Here is a 13,230-nt window from a genome sequence, read left to right on the forward strand (position 1 = left end):
GTGAGTAATCTTGAAAATCAATTAAAAGAGTGGCGGCGTGATTTTCACCGCTATCCAGAGGGAGGATTCCTGGAAATGCGGACAGCCTCCATTGTCGCATCGATCCTGGATGACCTTGGATTCCAGCTGGAAATGGGCAGGAAGGTAATGGCAGCTGATTATTTTATGGGGAAGCCGAATCAAGAGGAAACAGCCGCACATTATCGATGGGCTCTCGAAAACGGTGCGAAAAAAGAATATATCGAAGCTTTTACAGACGGCTATACAGGCATTGTCGCAACAATGGATACTAAAAAGGATGGCCCGGTGATTGCATTCCGTGTTGATATGGATGCATTGCCGATCCATGAATCAGAGGCAGACAGCCATTTTCCGCAAAAAGAAGGATTCAGGTCTGCAGTTCCAAACACCATGCATGCCTGCGGACACGATGCACATACAACCATCGGGCTTGGCCTGGCAAACTTAATTGCTGAAAATAAAGACAGCCTTAAGGGGAAAATCAAATTGATTTTTCAGCCTGCCGAGGAAGGCACCCGCGGGGCTCGTTCGATGTCCGAAGCAGGAGTTGTCGATGATGTGGATTATTTAATTGCCTCACATGTCGGTACAGGAGTTCCAGATGGACATTTTGTGGCATCAAAAAACGGATTCCTGGCTACGTCAAAACTTGATGTAACGTTTAAAGGAGTATCTTCCCATGCAGGCGGAAATCCGGAAGAGGGTAAAAACGCTTTGCTCGCCGCCGCTTCTGCTGCCCTGAATATTTACGCTATTCCGCGTCATTCAGAAGGGGCAACCCGCATCAACGTGGGTGAAATGCATGCAGGCTCAGGCCGAAATATCATCGCAGATAAAGCTGTGCTGAAGATAGAAACACGCGGGGAAACGACAAAAATTAACGAATATGTCAAAGCCCAGGCCGAAGCTGTTATCGCAGGATCAGCCCAAATGTATGGCGTAGAATACGAGATTCGTACTGTGGGCGAGGCCATTAGTGCTCAAGGTTCAAAAGAGCTGGCATCCGTCTTGCATGCCTGTGCACAAGAAGCTTCCTATATAAAGGAAAGTATTCTTGAAGATGATTCACCTGCGGGCTCAGAGGATGCAACCTTCTTCATGGAGCGTGTTCAGCAAAATGGAGGTCAGGCCACATACTGCATTTTCGGTACAGAACTGGCTGCAGGCCATCATAACGAAAAGTTTGATATTAATGAGGGCACAATGCTAAATGCCGTCCGGCTGCTGTTTGAATCTATAAAAAAATTAAACTAATAAATGGATGAGGCAGAGCAATCTGCCTCATTTTCTTCATGAGATCAGGGAGGAGTGCTGAAAATGAATGAATGGTTGGATAAGTATCTGAAAGCGTTAAATTTAACAGACAGCATGAACCAGGCTAAAGGGTTCTGCCGGTTAGGCTACACGGAAGAAGAATGGCGGGCCATTGATGTATTTGTTTCCATTGCAGAGGATATGGGGTTGAAGGTTCGAAGAGATGAAGCGGGGAATGCTATTGCCCGCTGGGAAGCTGAAGATTCCTCACCTGCTGTTGCCACAGGTTCTCATGTGGATACGGTCAAAGGCGGAGGTGGCTATGATGGTGTGGCCGGTGTCCTCTGCGGTCTGGCTGCCGTAAAGAAATTGAAAGAAGAAGGATTCGAACCTGCTTCACCCATTGAAGTCATTTGTTTTGCATCGGAGGAATCATCCCGTTTTGGCGTATCAACCATTGGCAGCAAGGCTATGAGCGGCCTGCTTAATAAGAGCGAAGTGGAAGATGTAACGGATGAGGATGGCATCACCATCCGTCAGGCAGTCGAGGGCATGGGTTTGTCGTGGGAAGCTATTGAAAAGGCTGAACGGCCGGAGTCAGCTCTAAAAAGTTTTATTGAGCTTCACATAGAGCAGGGGACCAGAATTGAAGATGCCGGTGCAGACTTTGGAGCAGTGACGGCAGTTGCCTGCCCAATCCGTTTAAAGGTAATCATCAATGGACAGATGGGGCACACAGGAACGACGCCGATGGGCAAACGAAAGGATGCCTTTGTAGCGGCTGCACCTCTCGTTTCATTCATATCAGAGACAGCTCTTTCTTTATCGGCTTCCAATGCGGTGCCGATTGTAGCGACAGCAAGCACCTTTGAACTAAAGCCGAACGCCATGAATGTGATTCCCGGAACGGTTGAGCTTGGAGTCGATATCCGCAGTGTGGAAGATTCGCTGAAAAAAGAAATGGAGGAGCTCATCCGAGAAAAATGTCTTCAGCTTTCTGAATCTTTTGGTGTTAAAATAGAAGTAAAAACGCTTGTTCATAATCCATCCGTTCAGCTGGATGAGGCAGTGATGCGGAAATTACAGCAATCAGGTGAAACTTTAGGATACAAAGCCTTGGTGCTTGAAAGCGGTGCTGGCCATGATGTCATGAATATGGCGGCCAAATGGCCTTCAGGGCTTTTATTCATTCCCTGCAAAAATGGGCTCAGCCACCATCCTGAGGAGTTTGCCTCTATTGAAGATCTGAGAATGGGAACAGAGATTATCGCTCAATATTTAAAAAATGAAACAAGCATATAAAGAAGAAGCAGGTGGAAAAGAATGAAGATTCGCGTTGGGGTAGTGGGGCCGGGAGACTCCGTTGGACACATTCTTGCCTTATCGCGTGAATACAGCGAGCTTGAGATGATTCCATACATTTATAAGGAAACAAAAGAAACGGAAAAAATTATCAGGGAACATAAAACGGAAATCGATTTATGGTTTTTCTCCGGACAGGCTCCTTATTATTACGCGCGTTCAAAAGGGCTGATCGGAGAAGAAAACGCGCATTATCCCCCACTATATGGCTCCAGCCTTCTGGGAACACTCCTTGAAGCGCATATCAGGGAAGGCGGATTTCAGCAGGCAAGCCTGGACACCATTCAGGAATCGGAGCTTGATATACTAAAGAATACATACTTTTTAGGGGACTTAAACATCCATACTTTTTCCTACAATGAATACGAGCCGGCAGAGGAAATAATCCGTTTTCATAAGAAGCTTTTTGAGGAAGGGAAGACGGAGGTCGCATTGACTTGTGTCCAGGAGGTACATGACCGGCTGAGGGAACAGGGAATCCCATGCTACCGGGTGGTCCCTTCCCCTGTCGCCATTAAACTTGTACTCCGCTACCTAAGGGAAAGAGGCCAGTCCAATTGGTATAAGCGCTCCCAGATAGCGATTATGGGAATGGAAGTCGTTCACTCTGCAAGCTCACTGGAAGAGCAGCATTTCACCTATGAAATGAAGCGGCATGAGCTGGAAATCAAGCAGGTCATGCTTGATTATGCGGAAAAAGTCCAAGGCTCCTTTGTGCAGATCGGGGATGGTCTATTCTTTATTTATACAACCCGGGGCGAAATGGAAATGCATTTTCAGGAAGCCTCCATGTACTCTCTAATAGAAGAAGCGAAAATCCACAGCAAGCTGAAGGTGAGAATCGGTGTCGGCTACGGGCTGACAGCATATGATGCAGAGCAAAATGTCCGGCTCGCCCTCCAATATGCCCGGGATCAGAAAGCTTCGCCTGTGGTTAGTGTCGATGAAACCAAACAAATTAAGGAACACCTTTCTGAATGCGGCGAAGAGGCGGTCTCCTACCAGCACCGCATTTGGGGAGAGGAATGGGAAGAACGCTTTAAGGGCGCCAAAATCAATCCGGCAATCGTATCCAAAATCGAATACCTATCAAGGCACTATCAAAAAAATATTGTCACTGCGCAGGAAGTCTCAAGATGGCTGAAAAACACAGAACGCAATTCGAGGAGGATTATGGCGGAGCTCGAACGGCTGGGGCTTGCCAAAGTGACGGGTGAAGAACAGCCTGGGCAGCGCGGGCGGCCGCGGAAGGTTTATGAGTTGAAGCTATAAAATGGATAAAAGGGTTTGTTTTAAGGAGGAGGCTTAGGCTTTCTTCTTTTTTTGTAAAGTCAATAACGGCAGAGCTATAAATTGGAATTGGATTGCCGTTATATATAAGAAAATGGAAACGTGTCGTGTTTAAAGTCCTAATTTCCTGAAAATTCGACTTTTAATTAGTAAGTTAAAGGGCTTATGTGATATAGTTAACTTATTACTAGGTCATAATAGTTAGTTATAAATTCTGGAATGGCAAACCATTTGTAATGGAGGTCTAAACTTGTTAACAAATCATCTCGATTTTCGTCTGGAGCCTAAGGTAAGGGAATTGTATGAAGAGCATAAGAAACGTGCTGAAAAAATAGACTGGGGATATCACGAGTTTCTCCCATGGGATAAAGCGCAGGATTTCCGCCGTGTTCCCTGGGATGAGAGTCAGGTGACACTCCCGGAGTCCGTCATTACCGCTGTGGAGACAGCACTATTAACAGAAGTGAATCTCCCATGGTTCACCTCTTATTTGGACCAGACATTTAGAGGTTCATTGAGTGTCATTAAGGAATTTGTGCATACATGGACAGCGGAAGAGGATCAGCACTCCAATCTGCTAGAAACCTATTTGTTAATCACTCGTAATGTCCATCCGGGCAGGCTTCACCAGCTACATAAGCAAACAGTGGAAAATGGATGGAATCCTGATTTCCATACGCCATTTGAAACGATGGTTTATACCTCCATGCAGGAGCTGGCCACCATGGTGTTTTACTATAATGTGGCGAAGGTGGCAGGGCCTCATGATAAGGATTTATCCAGCTTGCTGAGGCGATTGGCTAAAGATGAGACCCTTCATTATGCTTTTTACAGGGACGTTATTAAATATCACCTGCAATTGGAACCTAATTATTGCTACTATCTGGGGAACGTCATCATGAACTTTAAAATGCCAGGTGCTGTCATGCCGGACTTTGAAGATCGGATGGCTATCATCGCAAAAGAGGCCAATTATGGCCCGCTTGAATATTTTGATCAGGTCCTGGATGTCATTATAGAGTATTGGGAAATTGAAAAGCTGAGGCCGATTGCACCTGAAGCAGAGAAAGCAAGACTTGATATCCTAAACTATCATGCTCGCTTAAAAAGGGTGAGGGATCGGTTTTACAGCAAGAAATAATTTGTAGAACCGGCGGGGCTGGTTCTTTTTTTGTTTGAAAAGAACCGAATTGTGAACGCTACAAATTGAGTTTTCCAATCTGCAAATAGAAGGAAAGTCTTGCAAATAAAGTATTCAATTCTGCAAATAGAATAACAGTCTTGCAAATAGAGAGCAAAAACCTGCAAATAGTACCCTATTTCCAATAAAAAGCTCCTCACCGATAGTTTTGCATTCCTATGAATCGGGAAATTACCTCAATAAAACAACCTGGAGGTAATCATTATGCTGCAATTCATAGAATCCCGCTCTCCCTCTACAATTGCCCTCGCTTTCAATGGGAATGCGACCAAGGAAGATGCTGAAAAACTGGATCAATACGTGAGAGAAAATTTTAAAGGTGACCAGAAATTCAATATTCTAGCCATCATGACGGATGTAGACGGAACAACCTTCCAAGGAGCAGCGGAAGGAATAGAATTTGATATAAAAAGATGGAAACAGTTTAATAAATTCGCTGTTGTCAGTGACAAAGACTGGATAGGAACTGTTTCCCAAGCTTACAAACTACCTGCCTGGCATTAAAGTTGAATACTTTGAAGGCCATCAGCTTGAGGAAGCCTGGACTTGGATTAAGGAGTGAGAGGTTATCCATACATTTGATGGATTCCCTTTGCAATCCGGAAATGGAATAAGGAAATGTTAAAAGGGCCGGTTTCCAGTGAGCCGGCCTTTTGTGTGCATCCAAAGACAATTAGTGCACGAGACTCTATCGTTCATGCACCTTCAGTTTCTTGGCCTTTTTTACAACCGTCGATTGGTCAATCTTTAAGGCTTCGGCCACTCTTCTGGTGGTTTTATACTTTTGGAAAGCGGTTAATAGCATGTTCCTTTCTAATTGATCCACCGCTTCTTTCAGGGGGTGAATTCTTCGCTTTGGGTGTTGGGACTTGAGGCTTCGGTCATTTCGAGGATTTTTTCGGCTTCGATCGTATCCCCTATTGTGTTAATGACCAGTCTTTCAATCATATTTTGCAGTTCTCTTATATTTCCGGGGTAGTTGTAATCATATAGCGCCCTGATGGCTTCTTCGGAGAAGGTCTTTTTCATCTTATATTTATTATTCATGCTGTCAAGAAACATTTTGGCGAGGAAAAGCAGGTCTTCCTTACGCTCTCTTAGTGAAGGGATCGTAATGGGCACAACGTTCAGCCTGTAAAAGAGGTCCTCGCGGAATTGGCCGGCCCTCACCAGCTCCTTAATATCCTTATTGGTGGCTGCAATGATTCTGCAGTCTACTTTAAAAGATGCCGTTCCCCCGATTCTTCTTACAGTACGATCATCCAGAACATGCAGAAGCTTCACCTGCAGGCTCACAGGCATGTCTCCGATTTCATCCAGGAAAATGGTGCCGCTGCCGGCAGTTTCAAACAGCCCTTTTTTCCATCCTTTAGTGCACCTGTGAACGCCCCCTTTTCATAACCGAAAAGCTCTGATTCGAGCAGGTTTTCAGGTATGGCCCCGCAATTGATGGAAATAAAGGGCCGGTCCTTGCGATTGCTGACAGAATGAATCATATCGGCCATATACCCTTTTCCGACACCGGTTTCTCCCAATAATAAAACGGTTGCTTCCATATTGGCGATATGATGAACCAATTCAATGATTTTTTTCATATCCGGACTTTCAGAGGCCACTTTGCCCCTTTCCAGCTGAGTTCTTTTCATTAATTCCTGTTTCATCCACTCATGCTCTGCCTGAAGTCTTTTAAGGTCAGAGGCCAGCTTATCCGTTTCGGTAATATCCTTTGAGATGTTAATAATTTTCTCAATCTTTTTTCCCTATTAAAAATGGGAGTGCCGGTTACCAGGACCGTTTTATTGGCAGCTGTTTTCTGTATAATGGTGACCCTTCTTTTCTTGCGGATCACTTCGCAGGTGACTGAAATGCTGAAAAAACCTTGTTCTTCAAGTATAAAGGCATTTTTTCCAACCAGTTCAGATTCTGGTACACCGAAAATTTTCTCACAGGATTTGCTGATTCTGGTAAATACCCCTTCACCGTTTGTAATGGTGATTGCGCTATGGGTTGTATCCAAAATGAAGTTTAAATCCTCAAAGGCTTGCTTATATGTTTCCAGCTGATTATTCTCCATAAAAACCCCCACTTATTCGCTTGATGATTAAATTCATCAGATTTTGATGATATTTTTCATCACCAACAAAAGGACAGACCAATAAATACAGTGAAAATCAATGGATTAAAGTTGGCATGCTTCTTGCAACCTAGATTTAAATAACCATTTTTAATTTTCTAAAAATTATACCATTGACAACATGAGCAATGCCAGGGGTAAAAAACATTTTAATAGAAAGGGGGAGTTTGGTTGGAGATCAATCTCAGCCGGCTGATGAACGATTTTGAAAACATAGTAGGTTTTACCAGTACGCCGGGCAATGGCTGTACGAGATTCTCGTACAGTAAAGAGGATCAGAGAGTCAGAGAATATCTTTTTGCCCGGATGGAGGAGCTGGGGATGGACGTAAAGGTTGATGCCATCGGAAATATTAGGGCTACATACGGAAAAGAACTGAATAGGCCTTCCATTATGATTGGTTCTCATCACGATACTGTGAAAAATGGAGGGAAATACGACGGGTTAACGGGTGTATTAGCTGCACTGGAAATTATAAGAGTATTAAAAGAAGAGAAGGCAGAATTGCAGCAGCCAATTGAATTGGTAAGCTTCGCAGAAGAAGAAGGCTCCAATTTTGGCATAACCATGCTTGGCAGTAAAGTGTTTGCCGGAAAATATAGTTTGGAAGAATTAAAGACAATTAAGAATGCAAAGGGAAAGTCTGTTTACGAAACAGCTAAAGATTTTGGGCTTGAAATTGATCAAGCAGAAAGAGATATTCTCCAAAGAGGAGAAATAGACGCCATGATTGAGCTGCATATCGAACAGGGACAGATACTTGAAAGCCAGCAAAAATCAATTGGAATTGTCCAGGCTATTGCCGGTATGAGAACGTATAAGGTGACAATTGAGGGAGATTCGAATCATGCAGGGACCACTCCAATGGATTTAAGATCAGATCCAATGGCTGGTGCAGCTGAAATCATCTCCCAAATTCGAAAAACTGCTAAAAATGATGTATTACAGTCAACAGTGGCAACAGTCGGGAAAATAGAGTGCAGGCCAAATATTCCAAACGTGATTCCTCAGGAAGTCGAATTCTATGTGGACATCAGAGATGTTGAAGCTAAAGGAGTAGAAATTGTTTCCGGGAAGCTTGCTCAAAAGGTTAAAGAGGTATCTGATGAGCACTCGTTAAAATGCACAATCGAGCTGGTTGGCGAATCCAGAACAGTTAAGCTTTCATCCCGGCTTATTGAAAAGATTGAGGAAACGGCAATCGAGAAGAGATTTGATTATTTAAAGCTGAATAGCGGTGCTGTACATGATACAGCAATGTTAAGCGGATTGACTGATATAGGTATGATTTTTATTCCGAGCAAGGGAGGAAAAAGCCATTGCCCTGAGGAGTATACAAGTGAAATAGACCTTAAGGCAGGCTGTGATTTATTGCTGAATGTCGTGAGAAAGCTGGCATGCAAAAAAACGGAAAAGCAGAAGATCTAAAATACCTGCTTTTCTCTCTTTTTACATTTTTCATTTTACAGATAATTTTTAATATTAAATATTTTATAGGAGATGAAGAAAATGACAGAAAAGCTATTTGAAAGATTACAAGAGATTTATCCGGAGATGGTGAGTTTTAGAAGGGATCTTCACATGTATCCGGAGCTTTCCCATCATGAGGTGAATACGCCTGAGAAAGTGGCATGCTTTCTTGAAAATTTGGGATTGGAAGTGAAAAGGAACGTTGGCGGAAGAGGGGTAACAGGATTATTGAAGGGCGGTAAGCCTGGGAAGACGGTTGCATTGCGTGCGGATTTTGATGCTCTTCCGATTCAGGAAGAAAATGAAGTGGAATACAAATCCCGAATCCCGGGAGTTATGCATGCTTGCGGACATGATATTCATACCGCAGCTCTCCTGGGCGTGGCCAAAACATTATCCGAAGTGAAAGATCAGCTGAAAGGAAATGTCCTGTTTATTCATCAATTTGCTGAAGAAGTGATTCCAGGCGGGGCGAAGTCAATGATTGAAGATGGATGTCTTGATGGCGCAGACGTCATCTATGGTGCCCATGTCTGGTCCACCAATCGGACAGGCACGATCGGCGTAAGGGAAGGCGATGCCATGGCAGCGGGAGATACCTTTGAGATTAATATATTTGGAAAGGGCGGACATGCTGCGACGCCGCATTTGACCGTTGATCCAATTGCAGCAGGATGCCAGCTCATTTCAAATCTTCAGCAGGTTGTGGCAAGGAAGGTGGATCCTGTGAAAACAGCAGTCGTGTCTGTAGCAGCTTTTAACAGCGGTAACGGATTTAATGTCATTCCAGACAAAGCCAGGATTACCGGAACAGTCCGGACGTTTGATGAAGATGTCCGCAGCATGATTGAAAGCTTGATAGGGGAAATTGCCCACTCGACCTGTAAGGCTTTAGGGGCAACCGCCAAGTATGAATATGTCAGAGGCTATCCGGCTGTAAAAAATCATCCCGATGAAACAAAAAGGGTTGAAAGGCTGGCCGGAAAGATTGTGGGCGAAGAAAATGTCATTCACATGCCGGCGCAAATGGGCATGGAGGATTTTGCGTATTATCTGCAAAAGGTTCCCGGAACCTTCTTCTTTGTTGGAGGAAATTCAGAAGAGATTGAGGAATTTCCCCATCACCATCCGCGCTTTGATGTGGATGAACGTTCCATGATTGATATTGGGAAAGTGCTTATTTCCGCAGTGTTCGATTATCTGTCTGATGAAGGCGCTGCTGAACGCAAGCCTGCTGAAGTTCAGTCTAATTAAAAAAATAGGAGGTCATAGATATGGATGAGGTTTTAAGGTTTGCCAATAGCACTCCGGTATGGATTTTTGCCAGCATAGTTGTAGCTATCGTCATTTTTCAGGCTCTGATTTTCATCCGGATCGCTTCCCAGACAGCCCCAAACATCGGTATGACAAAGGATGAAACAAAAAGGGCCTTGAGAACAGGCTTTATCAGCAGTTTAGGACCTTCTTTCGGAATTGCAGTGGTCATTATCTCCCTTATTGCCGTCCTTGGTGGACCGTTCACATTGATGAGGATAGGAATCATAGGCTCAGCTGCAACTGAATTGACCGCAGCTGGTATTGGGGCTAATGCATATGGTGTAGAGCTGAATTCCCCTGATTTTGGTTTGAAGGCATTTACGACTGTTGTTTGGACCATGTGCCTTGGGGGAACGGGCTGGCTGATTTTTACTGCTCTCGCGACAAAATCACTGGGGAAAGTGGAAAAGAAAATTGTCAGCAAAAATGCCAAAATGATGACCATCGTGTCGACAGCTGCAATGCTTGGAGCATTTGCTTACCTTGCCAGTCAGCAAATGGTGAAGGGGTATAGTGAGACGGTTGCTGCCATAGCAGCAGGCGTATCGATGATGGTTATTCTTACATTTGCAAAAAAACGGGAAATCCGCTGGCTGCAGGAATGGGCGCTGGGCATTTCACTTGTCATCGCATTGACTATCAGCTATCTGACAACACTTATTTAAGAAAGGGGATGTATTATGTCAGTACCGACGAAAGCTGGAGTGACGGAAGCAAAGATTGAAGTAAGACAAACAACCATGAGCATGCAGGGATTCCATGGCAAGTCCGATTTTTGGGGGCAAACCACTCTTTGGATGCTGATTGTAATGTCTTTTGTGCCGCCGATCTATTTTTCATTCATACTGGGCTACCATCCAGGCTGGGGAGCCATTGCAGGGGGATTGATCGGATATGCAGCCTTTATCGGGATCATGTGGTTTCTTGAGCCCATAACTTATTATCCGGTGCTTGGGAAATCCGGAACCTATATTGCGTTTTTGACCGGTAATATCGCCAACATGTGTCTTCCGTGTTCAGCAGCCGCTCAGGAGTCAATTGGAGCAGAGCCCGGTACAAAAAAAGCGGAGGTTGCTGGTACGCTGGGGATTGCTGTCGCTTCCTTAACAAACATTGTCATTATCATCGCGGTTGTGTTAAGCGGTTCGTTTATCCTGACTATCATTCCGCAATCCGTCCAAAATGCCCTTCAATTCATTTTGCCTGCAATTTACGGAGGGGTTTTAGGGCAATTTGCCCTTAAAAAGCCTCTGTATGGATTGGTTGCTTTCGTAATCGGTATGGCTGTACTGTTTGCGCCGATTTTCAGCTTAATCAAAATCGTTCTTTGTGTGGCCATTACTATTGCTGTCGTTCTCTTTATTGAAAAATCAAAAAGCGGTGCGCCGGAGTAAGCTTTCACAGCTGTAACCCCCTTCGAATTAAGATTGGAGGGGGATTTCCTGAGTCAAATATGAATATAGGGGAGCGGTTATTGATATGGAGAGAGAACTTTGTTTTAATTCTGCGCGTAATCTTGCCAGGATGATTCAAGAACGGGATTTATCCGTCCGGGAAGTGATGGAAGCACACCTGGCACAAATTCAGCGGGTAAATCCAAAGGTAAATGCAATTGTGTCACTTAATGAGGAATTGGCGTTAAAGGAAGCAGACAAGGCGGATAAAATGCTTGATGCAGGTAAGCTATCCGGACCTTTCCATGGACTTCCGATCGCTATAAAGGATACTCACAATGCTGTTGGTTTTCCGGCAACAAGCGGATCCTTGATTTTCCGGGACCATTATCCAAGTGCGGATGATCTGATCGTTGAAAGGCTGCGGAAGGCAGGAGCCATTGTGGTCGGAAAAACAAACGTTCCTGAATTTGCAGCAGGCTCTCACACCTTCAATGAGCTGTTTGGCTCTACCAGAAACCCTTATGATCTAAGCAAAACAGCAGGCGGCAGCAGTGGAGGAGCAGCGGCTGCAGTGGCAAGCGGAATGATTCCTTTTGCGGATGGAAGTGATATGGGAGGATCCTTAAGAAATCCTGCCTGCTTTAACAATGTGGTTGGGCTGAGGCCTTCCCCAGGGCGTATTCCATTTTCCAGAACGGCGCTCTACTCGCCTCTGGCTGTGCAGGGCCCGATAACACGCAATGTAGATGACGCCTTTTTTATGCTCTCCGTAATTGCCGGACCTGATGGCCAGTCCCCCTTGCCATTGAGGAGCCAGGTTTCAGGTTTCTTGAGGAAGCTCAGTCTGATATAAAGGGCCTGCGCATTGCTTATTCTGCTGATTTTGGAGGCCTTCTTCCAATCGATCCGGAGGTAAGAAGCAACCTTGAAGAACAGGTTAAAGTCTTTGAGAGACTAGGTTGCATAGTGGATGAAGGATGCCCGGATTTAAAGGAAGCAGACGAAGTTTTCCAAGTGCTCCGAGCATGGGAGTTCGAGCTTTCTTATTCCGAAATCTTTGACCGATTCCGGGAAATGATTAAACCGAGTGTCATCTGGAACATTGAAAAGGGCAGAAGCCTGAGCGGTCCGGATGTGGGACGCGCCGAGCGGCTCCGGGCGCTTTTATATAACCGTATGAGTGAATTCTTTAATCAATATGATGCTCTTATCCTTCCAGTTAGCCAGGTTACAGCATTTGACGTAAATATTGAATATCCAACAGAAATTGACGGAGTGAAAATGGAAAATTACATCGACTGGATGCGGTCCTGCTATTATATTTCCGCTGCAGGAAATCCATCTGTCTCCGTCCCAAGCGGATTTTCAGCAGAAGGCATTCCAATTGGCCTGCAAATCGTGGGACCACACAGAGCTGACTTTGAGGTCCTAAGAATCGGCCGTGCCTTCGAACAGGCTACAGGTTATGGGAAAAGACGTCCGCAAATTGCTATTGAACAGACGACATAAAGAGTCGGAGCTGCTTCCTCATGGGGAGCAGCTCTGTATATTTCCAGCAGTCGAAACCTGCTTTTTGCCAGTGTAGAAATAAATCTTTTCCTGGGAAATTAGTGGTGAAATTGTCGAATATAGATGGTATAAAATCTTAAAGGTTAGTTTCTTTTTTTAAAATCCTTAGTTTTTTACTATGCTTGCAGTATGAAGTTGATTCCCCGCGGAGTGACCGATATAGAAGGCGCAGACCAAAATTGTGTGTAGAAAAAGCCCTCTGGAGAAGAAAACTC

The 13,230-nt window shown here is 44.6% G+C and carries 14 protein-coding genes and 1 pseudogene; 11 read left to right on the forward strand and 4 right to left on the reverse strand.

The window, feature by feature from the left end; translation table 11 throughout:
• The 5 genes from M5V91_RS24050 (at position 1) to M5V91_RS24070 (ending at position 5,632) form a co-directional block, all read left to right on the forward strand.
• Positions 1-1,275 carry a M20 family metallo-hydrolase gene (locus M5V91_RS24050; protein ID WP_251174271.1) on the forward strand — a complete coding sequence of 425 codons (1,275 nt, stop codon included), beginning with the start codon at positions 1-3 and terminating at the stop codon, positions 1,273-1,275.
• A 63-nt stretch (positions 1,276-1,338) separates the two neighbouring features.
• Positions 1,339-2,577, forward strand: a complete 1,239-nt coding sequence (locus M5V91_RS24055) for a M20 family metallo-hydrolase (protein WP_251174270.1) — start codon at positions 1,339-1,341, stop codon at positions 2,575-2,577.
• Between the two features lie 21 nt (positions 2,578-2,598).
• Entirely contained in the window at positions 2,599-3,909 is a 1,311-nt protein-coding gene (locus M5V91_RS24060; protein ID WP_019380687.1) for a helix-turn-helix domain-containing protein, read from the forward strand.
• Positions 3,910-4,177: 268 nt separating this feature from the next.
• A complete protein-coding gene (locus tag M5V91_RS24065) occupies positions 4,178-5,068 on the forward strand; it encodes an acyl-ACP desaturase (protein ID WP_251174269.1) in 891 nt (296 codons plus the stop codon).
• A 264-nt stretch (positions 5,069-5,332) separates the two neighbouring features.
• Positions 5,333-5,632 carry a SpoIIAA family protein gene (locus M5V91_RS24070; protein ID WP_251174268.1) on the forward strand — a complete coding sequence of 100 codons (300 nt, stop codon included), beginning with the start codon at positions 5,333-5,335 and terminating at the stop codon, positions 5,630-5,632.
• A gap of 184 nt (positions 5,633-5,816) precedes the next feature.
• Here the strand turns inward: M5V91_RS24070 and M5V91_RS30690 are convergent, their stop codons facing one another.
• The 4 genes and pseudogenes from M5V91_RS30690 to M5V91_RS24085 form a co-directional block, all read right to left on the reverse strand.
• Positions 5,817-5,933 carry a hypothetical protein gene (locus tag M5V91_RS30690; protein ID WP_369425999.1) on the reverse strand — a complete coding sequence of 39 codons (117 nt, stop codon included), beginning with the start codon at positions 5,931-5,933 and terminating at the stop codon, positions 5,817-5,819.
• A 29-nt stretch (positions 5,934-5,962) separates the two neighbouring features.
• Complete coding sequence (locus M5V91_RS31140; protein ID WP_500797330.1) at positions 5,963-6,190, reverse strand: AAA-type ATPase lid domain-containing protein; 228 nt, start codon at positions 6,188-6,190, stop codon at positions 5,963-5,965.
• A 96-nt stretch (positions 6,191-6,286) separates the two neighbouring features.
• Positions 6,287-6,789, reverse strand: a pseudogene (locus tag M5V91_RS31145) (sigma 54-interacting transcriptional regulator); the annotation flags it as partial.
• Positions 6,786-7,202 carry a PAS domain-containing protein gene (locus M5V91_RS24085; protein ID WP_284521535.1) on the reverse strand — a complete coding sequence of 139 codons (417 nt, stop codon included), beginning with the start codon at positions 7,200-7,202 and terminating at the stop codon, positions 6,786-6,788. The pseudogene M5V91_RS31145 and the gene M5V91_RS24085, both read right to left, overlap by 4 nt.
• 231 nt (positions 7,203-7,433) lie before the next feature.
• Between M5V91_RS24085 and M5V91_RS24090 the strand changes: the two genes are divergently transcribed.
• The 6 genes from M5V91_RS24090 (at position 7,434) to M5V91_RS24115 (ending at position 12,955) form a co-directional block, all read left to right on the forward strand.
• A complete protein-coding gene (locus M5V91_RS24090; protein ID WP_251174266.1) occupies positions 7,434-8,690 on the forward strand; it encodes a Zn-dependent hydrolase in 1,257 nt (418 codons plus the stop codon).
• Positions 8,691-8,771: 81 nt separating this feature from the next.
• Positions 8,772-9,986, forward strand: a complete 1,215-nt coding sequence (locus tag M5V91_RS24095; protein WP_251174265.1) for a M20 family metallopeptidase — start codon at positions 8,772-8,774, stop codon at positions 9,984-9,986.
• Between the two features lie 20 nt (positions 9,987-10,006).
• Complete coding sequence (locus M5V91_RS24100) at positions 10,007-10,714, forward strand: DUF5058 family protein (RefSeq protein ID WP_251174264.1); 708 nt, start codon at positions 10,007-10,009, stop codon at positions 10,712-10,714.
• A 15-nt stretch (positions 10,715-10,729) separates the two neighbouring features.
• Positions 10,730-11,443 (forward strand): small-conductance mechanosensitive channel, encoded by a 714-nt coding sequence (locus M5V91_RS24105; RefSeq protein ID WP_251174263.1) that lies wholly within the window; start codon positions 10,730-10,732, stop codon positions 11,441-11,443.
• An 85-nt stretch (positions 11,444-11,528) separates the two neighbouring features.
• Positions 11,529-12,299, forward strand: coding sequence for an amidase family protein (locus tag M5V91_RS24110; RefSeq protein WP_284521536.1), 771 nt, complete (start codon positions 11,529-11,531; stop codon positions 12,297-12,299).
• Positions 12,300-12,310: 11 nt separating this feature from the next.
• Complete coding sequence (locus M5V91_RS24115) at positions 12,311-12,955, forward strand: amidase family protein (RefSeq protein WP_284522303.1); 645 nt, start codon at positions 12,311-12,313, stop codon at positions 12,953-12,955.
• Positions 12,956-13,230 lie beyond the last annotated feature (275 nt).

The organism is Cytobacillus pseudoceanisediminis, from assembly GCF_023516215.1.
Lineage (GTDB): Bacteria > Bacillota > Bacilli > Bacillales > Cytobacillaceae > Cytobacillus > Cytobacillus pseudoceanisediminis.